25 protein-coding genes and 1 pseudogene are annotated in these 23,631 nt (G+C 64.8%); 8 read left to right on the top strand and 18 right to left on the bottom strand.

All coding sequences use genetic code 11. The features are described 5' to 3' along the window. On the top strand, positions 1-867 hold the full coding sequence (locus tag AC3WK8_RS18740; RefSeq protein WP_178088032.1) for a hypothetical protein: 867 nt from the start codon (positions 1-3) through the stop codon (positions 865-867). Between the two features lie 5 nt (positions 868-872). Next, positions 873-2,141: a TIGR02270 family protein gene (locus AC3WK8_RS18735; RefSeq protein ID WP_103325499.1), complete on the top strand. Its 1,269-nt coding sequence runs from the start codon at positions 873-875 to the stop codon at positions 2,139-2,141. Positions 2,142-2,321: 180 nt separating this feature from the next. Here the strand turns inward: AC3WK8_RS18735 and AC3WK8_RS18730 are convergent. The 5 genes and pseudogenes from AC3WK8_RS18730 to AC3WK8_RS18710 form a co-directional block, all read right to left on the bottom strand. Further along, positions 2,322-2,774 (bottom strand): annotated as a pseudogene (locus tag AC3WK8_RS18730) (ATP-dependent Clp protease proteolytic subunit); the annotation flags it as partial. 173 nt (positions 2,775-2,947) lie between these two features. Beyond that, on the bottom strand, positions 2,948-3,547 hold the full coding sequence (locus tag AC3WK8_RS18725) for a transglycosylase SLT domain-containing protein (protein ID WP_053129805.1): 600 nt from the start codon (positions 3,545-3,547) through the stop codon (positions 2,948-2,950). A 169-nt stretch (positions 3,548-3,716) separates the two neighbouring features. Beyond that, a complete protein-coding gene (locus AC3WK8_RS18720) occupies positions 3,717-4,352 on the bottom strand; it encodes a hypothetical protein (protein ID WP_085599399.1) in 636 nt (211 codons plus the stop codon). A gap of 54 nt (positions 4,353-4,406) precedes the next feature. Then, positions 4,407-5,018: a LysE family translocator gene (locus AC3WK8_RS18715; RefSeq protein WP_085599401.1), complete on the bottom strand. Its 612-nt coding sequence runs from the start codon at positions 5,016-5,018 to the stop codon at positions 4,407-4,409. Positions 5,019-5,151: 133 nt separating this feature from the next. Next, a complete protein-coding gene (locus tag AC3WK8_RS18710) occupies positions 5,152-6,045 on the bottom strand; it encodes a LysR family transcriptional regulator (protein WP_103325501.1) in 894 nt (297 codons plus the stop codon). Positions 6,046-6,155: 110 nt separating this feature from the next. Here AC3WK8_RS18710 and AC3WK8_RS18705 point away from each other — a divergent pair, with 110 nt between their 5' ends. Then, entirely contained in the window at positions 6,156-7,007 is an 852-nt protein-coding gene (locus tag AC3WK8_RS18705) for an isocitrate lyase/PEP mutase family protein (protein ID WP_103325502.1), read from the top strand. On the opposite strand, the gene AC3WK8_RS18700 is transcribed toward AC3WK8_RS18705, so the two are convergent. Both AC3WK8_RS18700 and AC3WK8_RS18695 read right to left on the bottom strand, forming a co-directional pair. Further along, a complete protein-coding gene (locus AC3WK8_RS18700; protein ID WP_158250057.1) occupies positions 6,983-7,723 on the bottom strand; it encodes an FAD-dependent oxidoreductase in 741 nt (246 codons plus the stop codon). The genes AC3WK8_RS18705 and AC3WK8_RS18700 overlap by 25 nt on opposite strands. A gap of 33 nt (positions 7,724-7,756) precedes the next feature. Next, positions 7,757-8,440, bottom strand: coding sequence for a type 1 glutamine amidotransferase domain-containing protein (locus AC3WK8_RS18695; RefSeq protein ID WP_022640966.1), 684 nt, complete (start codon positions 8,438-8,440; stop codon positions 7,757-7,759). 241 nt (positions 8,441-8,681) lie between these two features. Between AC3WK8_RS18695 and AC3WK8_RS18690 the strand changes: the two genes are divergently transcribed. Further along, positions 8,682-9,680, top strand: a complete 999-nt coding sequence (locus AC3WK8_RS18690) for an acetoacetate decarboxylase (ADC) (RefSeq protein ID WP_178088033.1) — start codon at positions 8,682-8,684, stop codon at positions 9,678-9,680. 61 nt (positions 9,681-9,741) lie between these two features. Here the strand turns inward: AC3WK8_RS18690 and AC3WK8_RS18685 are convergent, their stop codons facing one another. Together AC3WK8_RS18685 and AC3WK8_RS18680 are read right to left on the bottom strand one after the other, a co-directional pair. Continuing rightward, complete coding sequence (locus AC3WK8_RS18685) at positions 9,742-10,818, bottom strand: saccharopine dehydrogenase family protein (protein ID WP_103325504.1); 1,077 nt, start codon at positions 10,816-10,818, stop codon at positions 9,742-9,744. Between the two features lie 117 nt (positions 10,819-10,935). Next, on the bottom strand, positions 10,936-12,075 hold the full coding sequence (locus tag AC3WK8_RS18680; protein WP_103325505.1) for a calcium:cation antiporter: 1,140 nt from the start codon (positions 12,073-12,075) through the stop codon (positions 10,936-10,938). Between the two features lie 489 nt (positions 12,076-12,564). On the opposite strand from AC3WK8_RS18680, the gene AC3WK8_RS18675 reads away from it, so the two are divergent. Further along, positions 12,565-13,497, top strand: coding sequence for an MBL fold metallo-hydrolase (locus AC3WK8_RS18675; protein WP_085599411.1), 933 nt, complete (start codon positions 12,565-12,567; stop codon positions 13,495-13,497). A gap of 68 nt (positions 13,498-13,565) precedes the next feature. Here AC3WK8_RS18675 and AC3WK8_RS18670 read toward each other — a convergent pair whose 3' ends face one another. Then, the gene (locus AC3WK8_RS18670; protein ID WP_219738419.1) at positions 13,566-13,979 is read right to left on the bottom strand and encodes an MAPEG family protein; all 414 of its coding nucleotides are present in this window, start codon (positions 13,977-13,979) and stop codon (positions 13,566-13,568) included. 157 nt (positions 13,980-14,136) lie between these two features. On the opposite strand from AC3WK8_RS18670, the gene AC3WK8_RS18665 reads away from it, so the two are divergent. Then, positions 14,137-14,454 (top strand): ArsR/SmtB family transcription factor, encoded by a 318-nt coding sequence (locus AC3WK8_RS18665; RefSeq protein WP_022640972.1) that lies wholly within the window; start codon positions 14,137-14,139, stop codon positions 14,452-14,454. Positions 14,455-14,470: 16 nt separating this feature from the next. Here AC3WK8_RS18665 and AC3WK8_RS18660 read toward each other — a convergent pair whose 3' ends face one another. The 7 genes from AC3WK8_RS18660 to ectB form a co-directional block, all read right to left on the bottom strand. Beyond that, positions 14,471-14,923 carry a hypothetical protein gene (locus tag AC3WK8_RS18660; RefSeq protein ID WP_103325507.1) on the bottom strand — a complete coding sequence of 151 codons (453 nt, stop codon included), beginning with the start codon at positions 14,921-14,923 and terminating at the stop codon, positions 14,471-14,473. Between the two features lie 60 nt (positions 14,924-14,983). After that, positions 14,984-16,489 carry a sensor domain-containing diguanylate cyclase gene (locus AC3WK8_RS18655; protein ID WP_103325508.1) on the bottom strand — a complete coding sequence of 502 codons (1,506 nt, stop codon included), beginning with the start codon at positions 16,487-16,489 and terminating at the stop codon, positions 14,984-14,986. 266 nt (positions 16,490-16,755) lie between these two features. After that, positions 16,756-17,154 (bottom strand): hypothetical protein, encoded by a 399-nt coding sequence (locus AC3WK8_RS18650; protein ID WP_103325509.1) that lies wholly within the window; start codon positions 17,152-17,154, stop codon positions 16,756-16,758. A gap of 9 nt (positions 17,155-17,163) precedes the next feature. After that, a complete protein-coding gene (locus AC3WK8_RS18645) occupies positions 17,164-17,787 on the bottom strand; it encodes a LysE family translocator (protein WP_053129770.1) in 624 nt (207 codons plus the stop codon). Positions 17,788-17,843: 56 nt separating this feature from the next. Further along, positions 17,844-19,157 (bottom strand): SidA/IucD/PvdA family monooxygenase, encoded by a 1,314-nt coding sequence (locus AC3WK8_RS18640; protein ID WP_158250058.1) that lies wholly within the window; start codon positions 19,155-19,157, stop codon positions 17,844-17,846. A gap of 10 nt (positions 19,158-19,167) precedes the next feature. Beyond that, the gene (locus tag AC3WK8_RS18635; protein ID WP_022640982.1) at positions 19,168-19,632 is read right to left on the bottom strand and encodes a GNAT family N-acetyltransferase; all 465 of its coding nucleotides are present in this window, start codon (positions 19,630-19,632) and stop codon (positions 19,168-19,170) included. Then, complete coding sequence (gene ectB / locus AC3WK8_RS18630; protein WP_207245088.1) at positions 19,629-20,888, bottom strand: diaminobutyrate--2-oxoglutarate transaminase; 1,260 nt, start codon at positions 20,886-20,888, stop codon at positions 19,629-19,631. The genes AC3WK8_RS18635 and ectB overlap by 4 nt, the downstream gene beginning before the upstream one ends. A gap of 463 nt (positions 20,889-21,351) precedes the next feature. Here ectB and AC3WK8_RS18625 point away from each other — a divergent pair, with 463 nt between their 5' ends. Then, positions 21,352-21,708, top strand: coding sequence for an aldehyde dehydrogenase family protein (locus AC3WK8_RS18625; protein WP_256592302.1), 357 nt, complete (start codon positions 21,352-21,354; stop codon positions 21,706-21,708). A gap of 199 nt (positions 21,709-21,907) precedes the next feature. After that, positions 21,908-22,468, top strand: a complete 561-nt coding sequence (locus AC3WK8_RS18620) for a TetR/AcrR family transcriptional regulator (protein ID WP_103325512.1) — start codon at positions 21,908-21,910, stop codon at positions 22,466-22,468. A gap of 168 nt (positions 22,469-22,636) precedes the next feature. Here AC3WK8_RS18620 and AC3WK8_RS18615 read toward each other — a convergent pair. Further along, the coding region (locus AC3WK8_RS18615; RefSeq protein WP_492574076.1) for an efflux transporter outer membrane subunit at positions 22,637-23,631 on the bottom strand (995 nt) is incomplete at its 5' end.

The raw sequence follows: 23,631 nt of genomic DNA, 5'->3' as shown, positions 1-23,631 counted from the left end.
ATGAATACCAGCCACTACAAGTACATCGATCGTCCCGGCTTCCTCGAAGGCTGTTTCTACTGGAAAGGCCGTGGCTATCACTTCGCCGCTGCGCCCCCCGCCCAGTTGCTGGCGCCAGGCGCCTGGCAGGACGACGACCCGTGGATGGCCCTGGCCGCGATCCTGGAAAGCGCCAAGCGGGGGGATTTCAGCCATGTCTCCCGGCTCAGGGAGGTCATCCTGGATGAAGCCAGCGTGCCGACCCTGGTCAGCGCCTGCCTGGGCCTGACCGCCGATGCGGGACTGGAGTCCGACCTGGATTTCCTCGCCGAGCTGATGATCCAGGGCCCGGACCACCTGCGTATCGAAGCCAGCCTCGCGGCCCAGTGGTCGGGGGTGATGTGGCTGGTCCCGTTCATGGTCGAAGCCCGCTGCGCGCTCGAGCGCCAGGCCGACCGGGAAGCCGTGGAAGCCAATATCTCCAACCTGCTCGACCCTCTCGAAGGCGAACCCGAGTTCTACGACAGCGGCCTGGACGACGCGCAGTACCGGCATGCCGTGGATACGCGGCTGGCGCAACTGCAAGCGCCGCATGGCAACGACCGACTCTCGATCCTCGCTGGCACCGTCGTCGATGTGAACCGCCAGGCCTGGCTCATGAGAAAGGCCCTGGTGCCCAACGACCCGGACGCCTGGCTCGACTGGAGCAATTTCCTGCTCTGGAGGCGCACATTCGAGGTGTACTCGGGCATCGACTGCTCCAGCTTCTATGACCGCCATGGTCAGTTCCAACCCCTGAATGCCAGCGCCGTGCTGGACCAGTACCTGGCCTCCCCCCTGCAGTTGGAAATCGGCAGGCGCTACTTCTTCGGTCGCCTGGTGGTGTAGCCGCCATGACATTCATTGCCTCGATGGTCGAACAACACGCCGAAGAAGCGGCTTTTCTCATCCTGCTCCACGATCACGCAGTGCGTGCGCCCCACTACGATCTGGATGACCTGGGGCGGCTGGACGAACGCATCGAAGCTCATCTGGATGGCTTGCGAATCGCTGGCCCCGCTGGCTTGCAGGTCCTGCTGACACAGTTGGGCCCGGATACCATCGGTGAAATGTTCGCCAGCGTGGTCCTGGCGTTCCAGACCCAGGATGTACAGGGCCTGGCGCGGGTGAACGAGCACCTCAAGGGGGCGACGGGCACTGAGCGTGGTTACCTGATGGCCCTGGGCTGGCTGGAGTGGGAATACCTGTCGCCCTGGATCGAAGCCATGCTCGCGTCCTCCACGCCGTTGTTCCAGCGTCTGGGCCTGGCGGCCTGCGGTATGCACCGGCGGGATCCCGGCCCAACGTTGCAGACGGCTCTGGCCCATGCCGACCCCGGCGTGCTGGCACGTGCTGCCCGTACGGCCGGCGAGCTGCGACGGCGCGAACTGCTGCCGGCTCTCCATCGACACTGCCAGCATGGGGATGTGGCTACGCGCTTCTGGGTGAACTGGGCAAGCGCGCAGATGGGTGACGAACAAGCCCTGGAACCCTTGCGGCTGTTCGCCGAGCAACCCGGTCAGTTCCAGTTCCGTGCGCTGTGTGTCCTGCTGGCCTGGCAACGACGCGAAGCCAGCATCAGCTGGATCTGCCAGCTGATAGAGAACCCCGGGCAGCTACGCACCGGCATCCGGGCCATTGGCCTGCTGGGCGATCCACTCAGCGTGCCTTGGCTGATCCAGCAGATGCACGACCTGCCGTACGCCCGGGTGGCCGGCGAGGCCTTCAGCCTGATAACCGGTGCCGACCTGGCGCTCCTCGACCTGGAACTGCAGGTGTTACCAGATTTCGATGTCGGGCCGAACGATGACCCCGAAGACCCCAATGTGTCGATGGACCCCGATGAAGACCTGCCCTGGCCGGACCCTGCGGCAATCGCCACTTGGTGGTGCACCCATGGCGCCAGCTTGCAGACTGGTATCAGCCATATGCTGGGGCGCCAGCAGAGCGAAAGCAGCTTCTTGCACGCCCTTGCTCGAGGCCAGCAGCGCCAGCGCATCGCCGCGGCCTGTGCACTGGCGCGATGGCAGCCGGACCAGGCGCTGTTTCCCACCAATGCTCCGGCCCGGCGACAAATGAGCTGCTTGCGCACGATGCAAGCCCCACACCAACACCGTCCCTGAACCGGATACCTTGGCGGCTTGCCGGATCGCCTGCGCTCCCACGGGCTTGCGGTCTGATAGGAGCCTGAGCTAGCCGCCCGGGTTCCCTCATCCCCGGGACACTGTGCACAGTGTCCCGGCTATCCCACTGCATCGCGGCCGGTATTGGCCTTCAGGTCCCTGCCAATGTGCGGCCAGCACTCACTGGATGATTTCAGCCTCGGTGGTGACGATCTTGTTCACCAGGCCATACTCGACGGCTTCTTCTGCACTCAGCCAGAAATCCCTTTCGGTGTCGGCGGCAATTCTTTCCAGCGGCTGGCCGGTGGCCTTGGCGAAGATCTTGTTCAGCCGATCCTTCATCCAGAGGATTTCCTTGGCGTAGATCTTCACGTCCAGGGCCCGGCCCTGGAAACCGCCTGAGGGTTGATGCAGCAAGAAACGCGTGTTGGGCAACGAGTAGCGGTTTTCCTTGTCTGCCGCGACATAGATCAGCGAGCCCGCACTGGCCACCCAGCCGGAACCGATGGTGATGACCTTGGGCTTGATGAAGCGGATGGCATCGAAAATCATGTCGCCGGATTCGACATGGCCACCCGGGGAGCTGATGAACACCATGATCGGGTCGTCGCTGAGGTGGGCCAGCGCATGCAGATGAGCGGAGCCAGGAAGTCTGGCGAGGGCCAGGTGGCCAAAGGGCTCCGAGGGCCTGTAGAGCGTCAGTGAAGCCCCGTAGGGGGCGGCCAGTGCCGAATGTCTGCTGTACCCCACCCGTTTCGCAAAGCCAGCGAAGGCTCAGCCCGAAAGAGGCTTGTCCCGCCCTGCTTTCACCAGAACCAGCCACCGCCGCGGGCCAGTTCCTGTTCGCAGCTGCGGTATTGGGCGCCGAACAGCGAGGCCCGGGCCTGGACCTTGAGCGATACGTTCTTCAACCAGGGCTTGGCGTCGTAGCTGCGGTTGCGATAACCGCCCCAGCCTTCGTGGTAGTTCAGGTACTGGCCGTAGGCGTCCCATTTGGAGGTGCGGTTGACGTTGTAGCTCTTCTGCATGTACCAGCCCATGAAATCCAGGGCGTCGGCAAAGTTGTCGCGGCTTGCCCCCCAGCCACCGGCGTCCTTCTTGTAGTCGGCCCAGGTTTCATCCTTGGCCTGGGCGTAGCCGTAGGCGGTGCTGACCCGGCCCCAGGGAATGAAGCCCAAGAAGTAGTAGCGCGGTGGCAAGGCGTCGTGCTTGAACGACGACTCCTGGTACATCATGGCCATGGGCACCTGGATCGGCGCGCCCCAGCGCTGGTTCATCTTCTGCGCGGCTTCGTACCACTTGGGCTTCTCGCGAAAGATCTCGCAGAGATTGTCGGGGTTGGCCGGAGGCTTGGTGGCGCAACCGGCAAGGGCCAGGAGCAGGACGGGGAGCAAGAGCCGAAGCATGGAGGGGACTATTCCTTGGGCGCGGGCCTGGTGCAGCCCTTCGGGCGAAGCTTTATACACACTTTGCCATCAGCCGGCGATACGCCAGCGCGCAGCGCTGTGTTGCAACTCGCAACAGCGCCTGGCCAGGTCAGGCCTGCCGGCACACACGCGGCAGGCCCGCTGCCGGTCAATCGGGGCGCCAGCGCTCTCCACGATTGTTGCCGGTGCCCTTGTAGCCGCCGTAGCCATCCGGTTCCCAGCCACCGCCGGCATTGTCTCCGGTGCCGATGAAACCGCCACGGCCATCGGGCTCCAGCCCCCTGCCCTGGTTCTTGCCTGTACCGGTGTATCCGCCACGGCCATCGGAGACATAACCACGCTTGCGGTTCTCGCCCGTCCCCTCGTAGCCGCCCTTGCCATCGGAGGCCCAGCCGCCACCCCAGGCGCTGCCTTCACCGTGGAAGGCACCCTTGCCATCGGACTTGTAGTCTTGGCCGTAGTTGGTGCCGGTACCGGTGTAGCCACCCGAACCATCCGGGGTGAAACCGGCGCCCTTGTTCAGCCCGGTGCCTTTGAGCCCGCCATCGTCGGCCGGAGCATAACCGCGACCAAAGTTGTTGCCGGTGCCTCGGAGCGAGCCGTCCTTCTGCAACTCGTAATCGGAACCCTGGTTCTTGCCCGTACCCTTGAAACCGCCATGTCCGTCGGGCTCGTAGCCGCGATCCTGGGCGAAACCCTGGCCGATGAAACCTTCGGCGGCCAGCAGCGGCGTGCCGGCGCCGAGCAAGGCGATGGCCAATAGCAGGTGGGAATGTCTGTTCATGCCGTATCGATATCCTTATGTAGGGGAACGCCAGAATTCTTTGCCTGCTTGCCCTCAGCGGGAAATGGCCATCCAACCGGCGCAACCGGTCATGACCCCGGCCGAGGTGCGGTTCAGGCGCTGCATGGCCCTGGGCGACTGGATCGCCCGCTTGATCCGCGCCCCGGTCACCAGGTACGCCAGTTGGATGCTCAGGTCGATGCCGACTCCCAGTGCAGTGATGAAAGCCACTTCCGGCCAGGACAGCGCCGTCAGATCGAAGGCATGGGGCAGCACCGCGCCGAAGAACACCACCGCCTTGGGGTTGCTCAGGGTCAGCAGCGCTCCGGCGAGCAGCCCGCGGCCGGCCGAGCGCTTCGCCAGCGCCTCGGGCTGCGTGGGGTTCTTCGACCACAGCTTCCAGGCGATGAACAGGATGAAGGCCACGCCGAGCCACTTGACGCCGATGAACAAGTACTCGAAGCGCAGCGCCAGCGCCGCCAGGCCCAGGGTGGCCACCAGCAGCCAGAGCGCATTGCCCAGGACCATGCCACCGATGAACGGCAAGGTGGAACGGGCCCCGCGCGCCACCACCTGCCCCAGCATCGCGGCCTGGGCCGGGCCGGGAATGGCCGCGGCAATGGCGAACGGTACGGCGAAAAACCAGATCGAGGCAGTCACGCTCATCGACGAAATCCCCCAGGTCACAATGATATCGGCCTGGATATTCGCACCGAGGCAGCCGCTTGGGCAATGCCCGCTCCAGTGACGGCGCAGGATTCATGACGAGGCTTGGCCTGCGGGCCACAGGGGCACTGCATCAGCCCCCGGCAAGAATCTCCCGGGCGCACAGCAACAAGCCGTCGACCACCGCAGAAGGCGTTTGCGCACGGGTCACCAGGCCCAGGGTCGCCCGTGGCTGTTCCAGGGCCTGCTGGCGAAAGTTCAGCCCGGGACGGGCCATCCGCTGCATTGAGGCCGGCACCAGGGCAATGCCCATGCCGGCCGACACCAGGTTGACCGCCGACGACACTTGGGGGGCCTGCTGGTGGATCAGCGGGCTGAAGCCCTGGGCCCGGCAAGCGCTGACTATCTCGGCGCTCAGGCCGTAGCCGGATTTGCGCGAATAGAGGATGAAGCGCTCATCGCGCAGGTCCGCAAGATCCAGGCGCTCGCGGGCGAGCAAGGGATGGCCATCGGGCAGCACCACCATCAGCGGTTCTTCACTGAGGACCTGGAACGCCAGGTCGCCACCCCCGGCAAAAGGCGGGCGGACGATGGCGGCATCGATCTGCCGCTCCAGCAGGCGGCCGACCAGGGTTTCGCTGTTGCCCTCCACCAGGTTGACCTGCACCTGCCGATAGCGCTGCTGGTAGAGACGCAGCAACGCGGTCATGCCCTCGTTGAACGAGGCCGACTCGGTGAACCCCAGGGTCAGGCTGCCGATCTCCCCGCGCGCGGCACGCAGTGCCCGGACCTTGGCCTCTTCGGCCCGGGCCAGGATGTCCCGGGCACAAACCAGGAAGGTCTTGCCGGCATCGCTGAGGACGATGCCGCGGCCCTGGCGGTGAAACAGCGGCGTGCCGATTTCCTCTTCCAGTGCGCGGATCTGCTGGCCCAGCGGCGGTTGGGCGATGTGCAGGACCTGGGCCGCCTTGGTCAGGCTCTGGGCCTCGGCGGTGGCCACGAAGTAACGCAGGTGCCGGAGTTCCATGGAATGTTCTACGTTCTGATTTTGGATAATTAGAATATTAGACATAACAAAAGCCCAGGACCAAGCTTTGCCTATCCAAGCAACGACACCCGCCAGCCCTGGGAGGCACCATGAAAAACACAAGGAAACTACGCGATCTGTTGGCCAGCGGCGAAAGCCTGGTAGCCCCTGGCGTCTACGACGGGCTCTCGGCGCGCCTGGTGGAACTGGCCGGCTTTTCAGCCGTCTACGCCAGCGGTGGAGCCATCGCCCGCTCCGCGGCGCTACCGGATATCGGCCTGTTGAGCTTCAGCGAGGTCCTGGAACGCGTGGAGAAGATCGTCGACGGCAGCGCTTTGCCGGTGATCGCCGATGCCGACACCGGGTTCGGCGGCAGTGCCAACGTCGAACGTACGGTACGTGCCTTCGAACGTGCCGGGGTGGCGGCACTGCACCTTGAAGACCAGGCGTTTCCCAAGCGCTGCGGGCACCTGGACGACAAGTCGCTGATCGATACCGAGCAGATGTGCCGCAAGCTGCGCGTCGCCCGCGAGGCCCTGGTCGATCCAGACCTGGTGTTGATCGCCCGTACCGATGCGATCGCCGTCGAAGGCTTCGACGCCGCCCTGGAACGGGCGCAGCGTTATGTCGAGGCCGGTGCCGACATGATTTTCGTCGAGGCCCCGGAGACTCTCCAGCAGATCCGCGAAATCGCTGCCCGGATCCCCGGGCCCAAGCTGATCAACATGTTCCATGGCGGCAAGACCCCGATGATGCCGGTCGAGGAACTGGCGGCCCTGGGTTATCAGCTGGTGATCATTCCTTCCGACCTGCAACGCGCGGCCATCCATGCCACGCAGCAAGTCCTGGCGCAGATCAAGCGCAGCGGCGACAGCTCGGCGCTGGCCAGCCAGCTGGTGAGTTTCCAGGAGCGCGAGCGCATCGTGCGCACCAGCCGCTATCTGGAGCTGGACCAGCGCTGATCACCGCGCCGCCCGAACAGGCCATAGCGGTTCCAGCGATACGGCGCCAGGTCGATTGCCGGCTGGCGTCCGGCCACCAGGTCGCTGACGATCCGCGCCGAGCCGCAGGCCATGGTCCAGCCCATGGCGCCGTGGCCGCAGTTGAGTAGCAAGTTGCGCACTTGGCAAATGCCGAGGAACGGCAGGTTGTCCGGGGTCATCGGCCGCTGTCCGAGCCATTGCATCGCGGTAACGCCCTGCAGCTGCGGGCAGACCTGCTCGGCGAAACGCTGCAGGGCGGCAAAGCGCTGCTCGATCTTGCCCGGTCCGGGTTGCCCGACATCGGCGAACCCGGTGAAGCGCAAGGTCTGGCCGAAGGCCGCCCAGGCTACCTTGTGCAGGATCGACACCGCGCCGACGCTCGGCCGCGGGATCCGGCCCAGTGGATAGGACAGCGAGTACCCCGTCACCGGGTGAATCGGCAAGCGCAGCCCCAAAGGAGCCAGCAAAGGTGCCGAAGCCAGGCCGGCGGCGACCACCACGGCATCGGCGCACCTCCGGCCCTGGTGGGTCCGCACCCCCACCGCCACCCCGGCTTCGACCTCGACCGCCAGCACCTGCTCAGCGAAACGCGCCACGGCCTTGGTCACGCAAGCACGCTCGATGGCTGCCTGGGCATAGCGGGCTGCATCTCCCGTGCCGTCCCGGGCGCAGTAGCCCGCCTTGGCAAAACCCACCCGGGCCAGTCTTCTCCAGCCTGGGACCATGGGCTAGAGCAAGGCCGCCACTTGTTCGGCCGTGGCCTTGGCCGATTGCGGGTTCTGCCCCGTCACCAGGCGGCCATCGACCACCACCTTGGTGGTGAACGGCAACCAGGCCTTCTCGTAGCGTGCCCCACGCTGTTTCATCAGTTGCTCGACGTTGTACGGCACCTTGCCTGCCACGCCCGCCAACACCTCCTCGATCCAGGCGTAACCAGTCAGGCGGCGCCCCTCCACCAGCAGCCGGCCGTCGCTGAGCCGCGTGTTGAGCAACCCGCAGTAGCCGTGGCAGACCGAAGACACGATGCCGCCCTGCTCGAAGATCTCCCGGGTCAGGCGCTGCAGGCCCGGGTCGTCGGGGAAGTCCCACATCACTCCATGGCCGCCGGTGAAGTAGATGGCATCGAAGTCCGCGCCCTGCAACTCATCTGGATGAGCAGTGTGGGCCAGGCGCTGCAAGCTCGCCGGATCCTCCAGCCAGGCCTTGGCCGTGCCATCGAGCAATGGCCACTTCAACGCCCTGGGCTCCAGGGGCGAGGCGCCGCCTCTGGGGCTGACCAGGCGCTGCTCATGCCCCCTGGCGGCGAACACCTGCCAGGCATGGGTCAGCTCCCCCAACCATAACCCGGTGGGTTGGCCGGGGTCGGCGTAATGGGCAACGTTGGTGACGACATGCAAGATGCGCTTGGCCATCGATACGTACTCCGCACAGTGCCGGGACTGGCAAAAGGTTAGTCCACCAGGCTCGCAAACGCCCGGCAGGCAGGCTGGGTGGACGCCGCCCTGGTCACGCGGCAGCGCCGTCATTTGCCTGCTTGACATTAAGGTTAAGTTTAACGTTAGGGTTTACCCACCCCGGCCGGTATCGAGCGAACAGACGCCGGCCTTGCCCGGGGTATTCATCAGCGTGATGCACTCTCTGGAGAACTGGAACGTGAAACTTGCAACTGTCACCGCAATGGCCGGCGCACTCCTGGCCCCTCTGGCAAGTCCCGTGCTGGCGGACGCCACGGGCCATGCCGAAACCACGATGATCGATATCGCCGGCCATCCGGTGCCGGTGCTCAAGGGCGGCCTGTACGACCGCTATCGCTCCAACCCGCCGCTGTCGGTGATCGAGGCCGAGGCGCCGGGCATGGACCTGAGCTGGTTCAAGCAACTGGCCAAGACCCGGGTCGACATGGGCTTCGAGTCCTACTCGCCGAACTTCTACTACAAGAACAGCCGTATCACCGCGGTCTATACCGCTGACCTGGCACGCTTGCGCGAGCTGATCCCGGCCGAGGTGCTGGCCCAGGTCCAGCCGCTGCAGGTCTGGCCTGGTCGCGGGTTGGTGGCCTTCACCGCCTACACCTACGACTACTGCGACAACGACAGCTACAACGAAATTGCCTTGTCGATCATCACCAACAAGCCGGGCAAGTCCAACCTCGGCCCCCTGACCCTGGTCGGCCAGTCCATCTCCAAGGACTTCTGGGGCTACGTGCTCAAGCTGCCGGTGAACACCGAACTGGCCCGGGTGCGTGGCGTGGTGGGCTACAACCTGCCCAAGTGGCTGACCGACATCACCCGCCGCGAGGAAGCCCAGAGCCTGTCCTACGACATCATCGACAGCCAGACCGGCAACGTCGACGTGATCTTCAAGGGCAGCAAGCTTGCGGACCTGTCCCACGACGTCGGCATGGTGACCAACAGCTTCACCAACCTCGACCACAACGGCCAGCTGGCCTACGGCTACGCCACCTCGCGCCAGACCAGCCATGCCTCCAGCAGCAGCGCCGACGCCGCGCGCCTGATCCTCGGGCAAGGCAGCCTGTCCGACTACCTGCGTTCGCTGCAACTGGGCAAGTTGGTGAAATACGAGTACGTACCCGAGTTCCAGAGCGCGCTCTATGCCCCCAAGCCCCTGGCCAGCCTGAACGATAGTCACTGATCCCGGGTGTCCTGAGATGACCGGGACCGACCGCCAAGACGGCGGTCCCGGTGGTCACCGATCACTCGATGCGCATCTGGCCCGAACCCGGCAGGCTGCTGACCAGCCCGGCCCCGAGCAACTTCGCCGGGGTGTACGCGCCCGCTGGGGGGCGCTCGCCCGCCAGGTACTCGACCACTGCCAGGGCGCCACTGACGGTCAGGCTGTAGACATTGGCGGTGTGCACCCGGGCCACCTTGCGCTGGCCCTGGGCATTGCGCGCCTCGCCCCATACATAGGTGCCCTGGTCGGCCCGCTTGGCATCGTCCGGGCCGGTCACGGTCTTGCCGATATGCGCCTTGAGGCGCTTCTGCACCCAGGCCAGGCCCAGCAGCGGACGGACCAGGTTGGCCCACCTGGCACCACGGATCATCCCGGCCGACCCGGGGAGGAAGACCTCGATATTGGCAATGCCGGTGGTGTGGTAGGCGGTGGATACGTCGCCCCAGGGAATGGTCATGGCGAGCTTTTCACCGGCGCCGAAATCGATGCGCCGCACCTGGTAGGCCAGCGGCACCGTGACGATCTTGCCGTCGCGCCGCACCTTGCCATCCTGGGCCATGCCTTCCACCGAGGTCTTGGCCGTGCCGGGCGAGAAGCTCGAGCGCGAGTCGAAGCCCAGGGCCAGGTGCGTGGCATCGGGCAGTGCCGCCTTGAGCGCGGCGGCGACGCAGTCGGTGGGGATCACGTCGAAGCCCACGCCCGGGCAGATCACCACCCCGGCCTCCCGAGCGCGCAAGTCCAGGGCCTGGGCATGTTCGAAGACCGTGATCTCGCCGGTGATGTCCAGGTAGTGCGCCTTGGCATCCAGGCAGGCCTGCATCATCGGCGCGGCGGTGGCCGAGAACGGCCCGGCGCAATGCAGGACCAGGTCCATGTCCTGGATGCGGGCCGCCAGTTGCGGTTCATCGAGCCCGAAGATCCGGGCCTCCAGGCCCAGCTCCCGGGCCAGCGGCTCGACCTTGTCGCGACTGCGTCCGGCCAGCACCGGGCGCAAGCCGCGCTGGTGCGCTTCGCGGGCGATCAGCTCGCCGGTGTAGCCATAGGCGCCGTAGATCATCCATTGCATCGGTTCGGCTGGGCTGGATCGTTCATTCATGGTGCGGCTCCTGGCAGGGTTGGGCGAGGCGGCACGCTGCCCTCCTCGATCTGGCTGCGACGCTAACCTTCAAGCCCGGTTCAGGGTCAAGGGGCAAGCCCGGCTCGCCCGTCCTGCTCAAGGATAGAAAAGCAACAGGCCGAATACCGCGAACACTGCCAAATGCATGAACCCCTGGAGCGGCGAGGTGCGCTGGCCGCCGAAGCTCACCAGGGTGAGCCCGACGGTGATGGCGAACAGCAGCATCTCGGCGGCAGACAGCCCCATGATCACCTGCTTTTGGGTGATCAAGCCGATCACCAGCACCGCCGGCACCGTCAGCCCCACGGTGGAAACGAAGGCGCCCAGGCACAGGTTCAGGGTGCGCTGCATTTCATTGTTGCAGGCGGCCTTGATCGCCGTGATCGACTCGGGGGTGAAGACGATGATCGCGATCAGCACGCCGCCAACCGCCACCGGCGCCCCGGCCTGGGCGATGCCGTAGTCGGTGACCACCGCCAGGTAATGGGCCAGCAAAACGATGGGCAGGATGAGCCCGAGCAAGACCAGGGTGCGCAGGAGCATTTCCCGGCGATTGGCCGGTGGCTGCACGTCGGCATCAGTGCCGGCTTGCGCCTGGGGAAGGTGCAGGCTACCGGCCGGCGGCTGGACGAAGAATCGCCGGTGGCTGCCCACCTGCAACCACAGGAAAGCGCCGTACAGCAACACCGTGATGGCCGAGATTCCCATGGCCTGGGTGGCGCTGAACTCACCGGCCCCGGAAGTGAAGTTCGGCAGCAGCAAGGCGATGCCGGTGAGCAGCACGACCATCGAGATGTAGGAAGCTGCGCCCTGGGCGTTGTATTCCTGCTCGCCGTTGCGCGCAGCTCCAGCCACCAGGCACAGGCCGATGACCAGGTTCATGATGATCATCATCACCGCGAATATCGAATCCCTGCCGATGGTCGGCAGCTCCCCCGGGCCCAGGAGCATGGAGGCGATCAATATCACTTCGATCGAAACGATGGACAGGGTCAGGATCAACGTGCCGTAGGGTTCGCCCAGTTGCCGGGCCAGGTGGTCGGCCTCATGCACCACGCCGAACGCAGCGGCGAGGATGGTGCAGAACAGCAGCAAGAATACCCAGCTGGCGGTCAGTGGCTGCAGGGGCGCGGCCAGCAGCTCGCTCCCCTGGAAAAAGAACAGGCCCACCACCAGCCAGGAGCCGGCCAGGCGCAGGACTGTGGACAACGGCACTACTCGGGAAAGTTCGCTCATGTCGGTCTCATCTTCGGTTCATTGCACAAGGAACATAGCCCAGGCCATGGCAGGTTCCGGTTCGCGGTGAATCACTGGCTGGCACGCCCCTGTCCGGCGTTGCAGGGGGCGCCGGCGGGTAAGCCACGCCGGGCCTGGGCGCAGGCACGCAGCAACCGCGCGGCATGAAGAAGAGGCTCGTGCGCAGCACAAGGGATGGAGCAGGCAGGGAAAAGTAGCGGGGACGCTGGCCATGGGGGCTTGCTCAGAAGCTTCGGGCCGTCCCGCATGTCGATCCTGGCCCCGGGGTCGTCCCCGGGCAGGTGGTTGAACGCGCCATGGAAGCGGCGCTGCGGCGCACTCTAGCACCGGTGTGCATGTCGATTCCAGAGTCAACTCCTGCGAATCCCGCGGCATTCAACCAGCGAATCTTGCTTCTGCAAGCCGGCGAATGCAGGCACACGATTATAGTGGCGAGGGTTATCCGAACTTGGCACAAGCGAGGCACACATGCGATCAGCCCATGGTGGCGAAGCTTCATCCCCCGGAATCGAACGCCTGGATTTCGGCCGGGTCTCGGTGTTCTTCGGCAAGCGCCACGGCAAGTACCCGGACGGCAACCAAGTGATGATCCGCGGGACGGACACCCTGGCGGCCTTCGATACCCCCATCGTCGCCAACTGCATCGGCCCCTGGTTCGATGCCACCGAGTTGGTGGTCCTGGGCCATGTCCACGAGGACCACATGGCCGGCCTGCATCGCCTGCCCCGAGCCAGCGTCCACGTCCACCAGGCAGACCTGGCCGCGGCCCGGAGCTGGGAGGGCCTGGCGGCGGCGTTCGGGATCAGTCACCCGGAACAGGCCCGGGTCATGCTCGAGTACTTGCAGGGACAGTTCTTCTACGCCCCGCGCCCGGATGCCCAGGGCTACCAGGACGGCTCCTGCTGGGAACTGGGACGCTCCAGGGTCCGCGCCTTCCATATGCCCGGGCATACCGCCGGCCATACGGTGCTTTTGGTCGAGCCCGAGGGCGTGGCCTTCATCGGCGACATCGACTTGACCGGCTTCGGCCCCTACTACGGCGACGCCACATCCAACCTGGGGGATTTTCGCCGCAGCCTGCAGCGCTTGCCGGATATCCCGGCCAGGGTCTGGGTCACTTCGCACCACCGGGGCGTCTACACCGATCGTGACAGTTTCCTCAATGCCCTGTCGGCGTTCGCCAGCAAGCTCGATGAGCGTGAAAACCGGCTCCTGGCCTGGCTCGACGAGCAACCACAAGCACTCGAACAACTGGTGCAACGCGGGCTGCTGTACCCACCGGGACACACCGCGCCCTGGGTGGCGAGCGCCGAACGGCGCACCATTGCCCAGCACCTGGCCGAGCTGCAGCAGGCCGGCCGGGTGCAGCAGGACGAACAAGGACGCTACCGTCCCGGCTGAGGGTGTCCGGATGGCTGGGCGCTACGTTCGAGGTTCGGCATGCCGCCCAACGAGCGTCCGGCACCTGATCAAGCGTGACTGGCCACCAGCACGCCCATGCCGATCATGGCCAGGATCTGCGTGAAGAAGAACGCGAAACGCCAGCTGGCGACCTTGTCGGTCTGTGGCAGGCAGATATGCACCAGGCTCTGGGCCATGCGCGCAGCCAGCATCAGCAGTGCCAGGCCGTCCAGGGCGCCGCTGGTGACGGCCGATACATGGATCGCCAGCACGATGGCGCCATACACCGGCAGGTTCTCCACGCAATTGCGGTGTGCAGCCATGGCCCGTTGGTACCAATCGCTGCCCTGGGGCTTGTCCGGCTGCCACTCGCTCACCGTGGCGCGACCGGTCAGGATGCGCGACCAGCGATAGACGCCGACCGTGCCGAACAAGATGAGCAACGTCCAGCCGGCAAATGCCAACAGGACCCAAGTGGGCATATTCACTCTGGACCTTCCTGATTGATGGATAATGGCGGGGTTTGCACAGCACTCAAGGTGCTGGCAGGCTCACGACGCTCCGGTGGCCTTGAGCCCGAACCATAATATTAGAATTATCTAAATTAGCAATTACTAATTTAATGGATTACCTGTCCCCATGACTCCAGAACCCATTGGCGACGACGAGCGCTTTCTCGTCGAAGGCGCGCAGAAAGCCGCCACTCTGCTGCGCGCAATCAGCAATGAATACCGCCTGCAGGTGCTGTGCCTGCTGATCGAGCATGGGGAAATCACCGTGGGTGGCCTGCTGCAGCGCATCACGCTGAGCCAGTCGGCCCTGTCCCAGCACCTGGCGAAGATGCGCGAGGAAGGCCTGGTGGCCTTCCGTCGCGAAGCCCAGACCCTGTACTACCGCATCGACAATCCCGACGTGGCAAAGATCATCGCCACCCTCAAGAGCATCTACCGCCCCTGACGACCACTCGCCGGCCCTATACCCGCGCGATCACCAGTTGTTCGAAGACCGGTGCCCGCAGGCGGTCCGTGCGCCCGGCGAAGTAACGTTGCTCCAGCTCGGCCGGTGCGAGCAGTAGCACCTCGGCAAACCCCAGCTCCAGCAGCCAGTGCTGCAACTGCCCGGGGTCGAAGCGGCTGATCCAGGGTTCGCCGCGAGCGGCCGCCAGGCTGGAAAACACCTGCACCGCCTCCTGGTCCAGGCCATCGAGCCCCGGATCCTTGATGATGAAACTCATCACCAGGCCACTACCGACGGGGAGCGCCAGCACATCCTCCAGGGTGCGCTGGATCGCCGCCCGCTCCAGGTACTGGGTGACGCCGAGCCAGGACAGGAAGGTCAGCGAGCGCCTCTGAGGTTCCTGGCACCGGGCAGCGTCGAGCGCCGTGCTAGCACCATGCGCGGTGCGGCGCTTGCCCGCCGCTGCCACAGCACCTTTGGCGCGTCGGTGTTGCCGGTCTGCCGCTAGACGCTGGCGCAGCTTTGCGGGTCAATCGACGGCATGCACCCGGGTCCGATTGCGGCCCTCGTGCTTGGCCCGGTACAGCGCCTGGTCGGCCAGGCTGACCCAGTGTTCCAGGGAGGCCTCCTGGTCGACCTGGACCATGCCGATGCTGACGGTGGACGCCAACTCCCCCGCAGGCAGCGCCAAGCGGTGCGCGCTCCAGCATTCGCGCAGGCGCTCGAGCAAGGCCAGGGCCTGCTCGCGATTGGTCTGTGGCAGCAGCAATACGAACTCCTCGCCGCCATAGCGAGCGAACAGGTCCGTGCGCCGGACCTGGCTTTCGCAAACCGCACTGAAGGCCTTCAGCGCCTGGTCGCCCACCAAGTGGCCGTGGTTGTCGTTGATCCGCTTGAAGTGGTCGATATCCAGCATCGCCAGGCACAACGAACGCCCCTGTCGACGGTCCTGGGCCAGCTCGAGCTTGGCCCGCTCGATGAAGGCCCGTCGATTGAGGGCACCGGTCAAGGCGTCCCTGGCGGCAGTCTGGCGCAGCTCCTGCTCCAGGGACTTGCGCCCGCTGACATCGCGGATCTCCGCCACCTGGGTGCCATCGTCGAGGGCCGCGACGGTCAGTTCGGCGGCGAACTGGCTGCCGTCGCGGCGTACCGCCACTCGATCCAGCGGCACCCCATCGAACCGTCGCAGTTGTTGCTGCAGGTCGGCATCGGTTTCGAACAAGTGCTCCAGGGGACGCTCGTGGTAATGCTCGCGCTCGCAATCGAACAGGCGCTTGAGCACCGGGTTGGCATCGACGATCCGCCCGTCGCGGACGATCACCACGGCGGCGCTGGTGATGTTCATCAGGCGCTCGAAGCGCACCGCGCTGCGCTCGGCCGCCAGCAGGAAACGGCGCAGGCTGAGCAGGGTCAGGCCGAACAGGCAGAGGATCCACAACGGATAGCCAATGTTGAAAGCCAGCAGTTCGGCGGCCGCCTCCAGGCCTTTGCGCGGCCGCAGCGCCTGGAGCAGATCGAGGGCACCGCTGGCGGCTGCGCTCAAGGCCAGCAAACCGAACATCAGCGCGGCGAAGATCCGTACGCTGCGCAGCCGGCGATCGCCCGGCAGGCACAACAACGCACGACAGGCCAATGCCCGGACGAAGGCACTGACGAAGGTGTACAAGGCCACCACCAGCTCCGCTTCCAGCGGCTCGCCCAGCCAGTGCCACAACAGCCAGGGCACGGCGGTCAGGCAAACCGCCGGCACCAGCCACCAGGGCGCGGGACGCTCGAGGAAGCGGAACACGCCGATGACCAGCACCGCCTCCCCCGAGGTCAGCAGGCTGTAGCTCAACACGTTGTACGCCAGCCCCGCCGAGTGGCCACCGAACAGCAGCAGCAACTGGCCCAGCCCCACCAGCAGTATGCCGAGGGTCCACAGGCCCGGTCCCGGATAGGGGCGCGAGTAGTACCACAGCGCCAGGCAGATGATCGCGCTGGCGATCAGGATGTTGGTACCCAGCAATAGCGGGGAGAACAGCAAGGCATTCATGGCGTTGGGGAGTCCGGAAATCGAAGGGGCCGACTGCCGTGATGGCGGACAGCCGCCAGTGACGCCTGGGATACCAGGGCGGCCGGAGCTTCTCGATGCACGGGGTCAAGGCAGGGGCGCGATCATGGCTGGACCAGCACCTGGCGTTGCCTAGGGGTTTTCTGCCGGGCACGTCCGAACTTTAGGTGCCTGGGGTAAAAATCCGCCCGCCGGTTGCCGGTCGGGCGGAGCCTGGGTTGACGGTCCCTGCCCCGGCCTTCAGGCAGTCAATGGGCAATCATCGACAGGGCCCGGATCAACTGCGCCAGGTTGCGCTGGCCGTCGGCGGCCAACCGGACGCCGGGGTGGTAGCGCAGGCTCGTTGCCGACTCCTCGGCCTGTGGTGCCGGACGAGACCAGGCCGGGGGCTGGACCTGATATGGGCCGGGGGCGCGGGCCAGGTCAGCGGATTTCAACGACGCGGCATAGCCGACCCCGGGCTCCAGGCGCTCGAGCAACTGGAAGACACCGTCCAGGTCGCAGTCCAGGACCAGGGTCACGCCGGGGTAGGCCTGGGCCGGCGCAGCGCCAGCGCCTTGGGCAGAATGGTGCGGCTGATCGATCAGCAGCCAGCTGCGATGCTTGAAGCGCGCCCCCACCTCCTTGAGCAGATCGTTCCATTGCATGGCAGGTCCTCAACGGGCGGCAACCAGCACCGGGATCGCGTTGTTCAGGGAGAACGCCACCAGGAACACGGCCAGCCCCACGTCGATCTGCCGCGTGTACTTGAGGAACAGCGCCTTGACCGGCCCCTGGCCGAACAGCAGCGCCACCAGGGAGTACCAGGTGACCTCCAGGGTCGAGCATAGCACCACCACCAGTACCTTCTCGAGATCCGAGCGTGGCGAGGAAAGAAACCCGGCATAGATGCTGATCATGAAGGCGATGGTCTTCATGTTGCTGATGTTGGTGATCACCCCCACGCGGTAGGCCTTGGTGAAACTGGTGGCTCCGGGCGCGCTGGCGGTCGGCGCGCTGGCAGTCCTGGCCAGAACGCTGCGGATGATGCTGTAGGCGATATACAGCAGGTACAACGAACCTGCCAGGGTGGCCGCCTTGGAGAAAGCCGGATACTGGTCCAGCAGTACCGCCAGGCCCAACAGCGAGATGGTCGAAAAGAACACCCCGACGGTGCAGATGCCCAGGGTCGCGCCGATCCCCGTGGACACCGAGCCCAGGGAAGCGAAGCGACTGACGATGATGAAGTTGGGGCCCGGGCTGATGACCGCCAGGATATAGATCAATGCTGCGGTGAACATGGCAACTCCTTGTCATGGCGCGGCAGCCCGGCCGGGCTGCCGCCAGGGTGCGGGCTTCAGGCCAGCGCCGGCTCGGGTGAACGCAGTTCCTGGCCCGGGGCCAGCCGCTCCTGCAAGGCGGACAGGATGCGCTCCACCCGCAGCGAGATCAGGCTGAACGAGCCGGCATCGCCAAGCCCGTGGGAGCTCTCGCACAAGCCGTTGAGGAACACCGCCGGCAAGCCGTCCAGGGCCGTCAGGCTGTAGTCGCGGTTGACCACCAGGGCGCCCTGGCCGTCGCGGCGAAAGTCCTGGTGATAGGGCTCCAGCAGCGGCGGATAGAGCTCGCCGTTCTCTTTGTCGGCGATGTCCTTGAACCCGGTGGCCAGCACCAGTGCGTCCAGGGTGAGGTGCGAGGACTGCAACTGGTTGACCTCGGTCAGTGCCAGCTCGACCTGCCCTGCCGCGTTCAGGCTGGCGCGCTCCACGGCGGTATTGTTGAGGATGTGGATACGCTGCTTGCCCTGCAGCTTCTCTTCATGGATGCGCACGTACAGCGCGTTGATCACATCGGCATCGGCCGAGCTGTAGTTGGTACCGCGCAATTGGCGGTCGATCCGGGCCTTGGCCTCGCTGGAGAGCGCGAAGTAGTAGTCGATGAACTCGGGGAAATACACCTTGTCGCTGAATGGGCTGGTGTCCTTGAGGCGAAAGCTGAAGCTGCGGTGCAAGGCGTAGATGTCCTTGTCGGCGAACCGGGCACTCAGGTCGAGGACGATCTCCACCGCGCTCTGGCTGGAGCCCAGCACGCCGATACGCTGCACCTGGGGCGGCAGGTCGTGGATGTTCTCCAGGTAATGGTTGAGGTGGAATATGCGCGGGCCGGTCAGGCCTTCGAACACCGCGGGAACGTTCGCCGTGCGTCCGGTGCCCAGCACCAGGGTACGGCCATGGATCACCTGGTGATCGTTGTAGGTCACCTTCCACAGGCGCTGGCCCTTGAGCTGCACCGGTTCGACCTTGCTCACCCGGGCCGAGGATTCGACGCTGTCGAGAAAATGCCCGGCCACCCACTTGATGTATTCGGCATATTCGCGGCGCAAGGGATAGGCCAGCGGCAGGTTCAGGTAGTCGAACAGGCGCCCGGTTTCCTTCAGGTAATTGACGAACCCGTAGTGGCTGCGCGGATTGCGCGGGGTGACCAGGTCACGCAGCGGGTTGTTCTGGATATCCGAGCCACTGAGCAGCATCCCGTCCTGCCAGTCCGGCTGGCGCTTGGCGTCGAGAAAACGATAGCTCAGCGGCGATTGCGCTTCCTCCAGGGCGATGGCCAGGGCCAGGTTGGAGGGGCCGAAACCGATACCGACAATATCGTAAACAGTATCTGACATGGGAAAGCTCCTATCCTTGGGCATGTTTGAGTGGAAGGTGGTAATAGTGATAGTCACTGTTCTCGATGAAACCGAACTGCGTATATATATTCCGCGCCTTCGGATTATCTTCGGCGCCTTCGATGAAAAGTTGCTTGGCCTGGGTATCGACCCCCAACTTCCGGGCGGCATTCAATAGTGCCAATCCGGCCCCTGCTCCTCTTTGCTCTTCATCGACATACAAGTCGTTCAATATCCACAAGCGCTCCAGGGTGACACTGGAGAAACTTGGGAAAAGTTGGCTGAAGCCGACGACCCGCTGGTCGAGTTCGGCGACGATGATGATCGACTCACCAAGAAAGAAACGTTCCAGGATGAAAGCCAGCGAGCGCGACAAATCGCTGGCCTGGCCATAGAACTGGCGGTACTTGTCCAACAGCGGCGCAATGGCCTGGGCGTCGTCGATCGAGGCATAGCGAGTCAGGACCTGGCTCATGGCTCACCCCTCGCGACGTCGGCGAAGGCCTGCTCGAGAAGCTTCAGGCCCTGGGTGATCTGCCCCAGGCTGATGGTCAGGGCGGGCAGGAACTTGAGCACTTGATCGTCGACCCCCGAGGTCTCGATGATCAGCCCCAGGGCATAGGCCCGGGCGGCGATCTTCGGTGCCAGCCCCCGGTCCTGGAACTCGATGCCCCTGAAGAATCCCCGGCCCTTGAGCCGATTGGGCGCCTGGGCGGCGAAACCGGCAGACAGCTCCAGCAGCCCCTCGTGGAGGAACGCCGCCTTGGCCTTGAGCTCCTCGGTGAACCCCGACCGGCTCCAATAGTGGTCGATCACCGCCTTGCCAGTGACGAAGGCCAGGTTGTTGCCACGGAAAGTGCCGTTGTGCTCTCCCGGCTGCCAGATGTCCAGGTGCGGGGCGATCAACGTCAGCGACATCGGCAAGCCGTAGCCGCTGATGGACTTGGACAAGGTGACGATATCCGGTGTGACCCCGGTGCCCTCGAAGCTGAAGAAGTCGCCGGTGCGGCCACAACCGGCCTGAATATCATCGATGATCAGCAGGCTGCCATGCTCCCGGGCTATGTCCCGTACCGCCTGCAGCCAGGCGGCGCTGGCGCTGCCGACACCGCCTTCGCCCTGCACGGTTTCCAGGACGATCGCCGCGGGTTTGTCCACCCCGCTGCCGGCACGCAGCATCTGCGCCAGGTATTGCGAGGTGTCCAGGCCATCGCCGAAGAAGCCGTCGTAGGGCATGAAGGTCACGTTGTTCAGGTTGACCCCGGCACCGGCGCGCTTGCGCGGGTTGGCGGTCAGGGCCAGGGAGCCCAGCGACATGCCATGGAAGGCATTGGTGAAGGCCACCACGTTCTGGCGCCCGGTGTACTTGCGCGCCAGCTTGATCGCCGCCTCGACGGCATTGGTCCCCGTGGGCCCGGGGAACTGCACTTTGTACTGCAGGTTGCGCGGCGCCAGGATCCGCTCCTGGAAGGTGGTGAGGAAGGCTTTCTTGGCCGTGGTCTTGAAATCCAGGCCGTGGGTGATGCCGTCGCGGGCGATGTAGTCGAGCAACGCCGCCTTGAGCAGCGGATTGTTGTGCCCATAGTTCAAGGCCCCGGCGCCACTGAAGAAGTCGATGAAGACCTCCCCCGTATCGCTGGTCAGCGTCGAGCCTTCGGCGGTCTGGAAGGTTGCGGTGAAGTCCCGGCAATAAGAGCGAACGTTGGATTCCTTGAGTTCGAAGATATCCAGGGACGAAGGAACAGCAGGAACAGCATCTACCAGCAAGTGATTTAGCGTGGCCGTCATGTCAGGTACCGTTTATCGATCCAATGAATGGACTAACAACGGAAAGAGCGTTTCCTCAGTGGCCAGGTAGCGAATGCCGAGAAGGCTTCAATCCTTTGCAGTCCGGATTTAAGTTTCATCCAATGAAACATGACCCGCTCTGTTGGCCAGCAGGAACAATGACGACTTTCGAGTTGCAGGCTAACAGCCCTGATAACTCTGCGGAATAATTATAATTTCATATGCATATAATTTAACCCGCGCATATATAGCCACCTGCAATGGCTCGCGAAAATGACAGCTTGAAATCACAGCGCCCCGCTGCCCTGACGCCCATCCGGGGAAGCCTGGCGCTTGCCCTTGGCCTGGGTGCAGGTGCCACGCCTGGGGCGCAGCACCTGCCTGCGGTGCTCAACCCACCAGCGACTTGCCGAAGATCTGTCGGGCACTGGAGGAGGTCGTGGAGTACATCAAGGACCGCGACCAACCGCTGGCGCTCTACTTGTTCACCCGCCAGCCAGAGGTGCAGCGGCAGATCATCGCCCAGACCCAGTCAGGCGGCGTGGCGATCAACGACTGCGGATTGCACGTGGCCCAGCACGACTTGCCCTTTGGCGGTATCGGCGCCAGCGGCATGGGCCACTATCACGGCCATGAAGGCTTCTTGGAGTTCTCCAAGATGAGGCCGGTCTTCAAGCAGTTCGCCTGGCCGGCCTTTCCCATGCTCTACCCGCCCTACGGCAAGCTCTTCGAGCGCTTGATGAGCCTGATGCTCGGGCGTTGAGCAACCCTGTCCGCCCCCACCCGGAGCGGTAAGGGCAGGGTTCCACAGATTTTCACCTGACACCCCAAAGAATCTTTAAGGATACTAATGTCACAAATGAACCCACAAAGACTCAGGCAAGTGATTACAATGTGCGGGTGCCGGCAAGGAGTGCTTCTTGCCAGGAATCTCCTCACTTGCCTGAAGCCCCGAACACCCCATGACACTGCATGACGCCCGCCTTCTCAAACAGCTGACCACTGCGCTAGTCAATCACCCACGTGCCACCATGAAGGAACTGGCGGAACTGGCCGGAGTGAGCAAGGCCACGCTCAACCGCCACTACGGGACCCGTGCCAGCCTGGAACAGCAACTCGAACTGCATGCCAAGAACGTGCTCGTCGGCATCACCAGCAACGCCGGGCTGCACGCCGCCGAACCGCTGGAGGCCCTGCGCCACCTGATCCGGGAGCACCTCACCCACCGCGACCTGCTGGCCCTGCTGATGTTCGAACATCGTCCCAAGGGGCCGATGCTGGAGCAGGAGGCGTCCTATATCGAGGATCTGGATGCGTTCTTCCTGCGCGGCCAGCACCAGGGGGTGTTTCGTATCGATATCAGCGCCGCGGCCTTCACCGAGCTGTTCATCAACCTGATCTACGGCATGGTCGATGCTGAACGCCGCGGCCGTGCGGCCAGTGCCAATTCCGTCCATTCCCTAGAGCAGATGTTCCTGCATGGCAGCGTCGCCCAGGAGGCCAAGTCGGGCAGGCGCCCATGAAAAAGGCCGGCTGGATCGCTCCAGCCGGCCTTTTTCGCCCCCTTACCAGGTCCGCCTGATGCTGTCCGGGCGGCGCACATGCAAGAGCGCCCGGCATCGATTGCACGCATCGCTACCCTCCTCGAGCGCCGCCCGCCGGGTTTGCTCCGGCAGGCGGCGGTCACTCATTCAGGGGCGGTCCTGGCGTTGCGCCAGTTGCTGGTCCTGATTGTCCTTCCAGCCACCACCCAGGGAGCGGAACAGATCCACCAGGGCGATCTGCCGTTGAGTGCTGACTTCGATGAACGCCGTCTCGTTGGCGAAGTTGTTGCGCTGGGCGTCCAGGTAACGCAGGTGGCTATCGATACCGCCTTCATAACGAGCCTTGGCCAACTTCAGCGATTCGTTGCTGGTGTTGGCCAAGGCCCGGCGTGCCTGCTCCTCGCGGCGCAGGGTATCGGTGGCCGCCAGGGCGTCCGCCACTTCGCGGAACGCGGTCTGGATCGTGCCCTCGTACGCCGCCACCGCCGAGTCCTTGCGGGCCTCGGCCAGGTTCAGCCCGGCGCGGTTGCGCCCGCCATCGAAGATCGGCAGCGACAGGGTCGGGATGAAGCTCCAGGAGCGCGAGCCGCCATCGAACAGGCCAGACATCTGCGCGCTGGAGGTGCCGAAGCTGCCGGTCAAGGTGATCCGCGGGAAGAACGCTGCCCGCGCAGCGCCGATGTCGGCATTGCGCGCTTGCAGGCGGTGTTCCGCGGCGAGGATGTCCGGACGGCGCTCGATCAGCGACGACGGCGAGCCCGCGGCGATGTCTTGCACCAGTAGCGGCTGCTCCGACGGCTTCTCGGGAATCGACTTGGCCGCATCGGCGGTGCCCAGCAACAGCACCAGGGCATTGAATGCCTGTTGCTTCTGGCGCAAGGCGGCCTCCTCGTCGGCCCGGGACTGTTCCACCAGGCCCAGGGCTTCCTGGTAGTCCAGCGCGGTGGCGTTACCCACGGCGCGGTGCCGGCTGATCAGGGCGAAGGAGTATTCGCGGCTGACCAGGGTCTGCTGGGTCAGGGCCAGGCGGCGCTGGGCACCGTCATGGGCCAGGTAGGCCTGGGCGACCTCGGCGATCAGCGCAATGCGTGCCGAGCGCCCCGCCTCTTCGGTGGCCAGGTACTGCTGCAATGCGGCATCGC

Source organism: Pseudomonas sp. FW507-12TSA (genome assembly GCF_058781435.1).
This window is presented reverse-complemented; position numbering and strand designations above follow the sequence as displayed.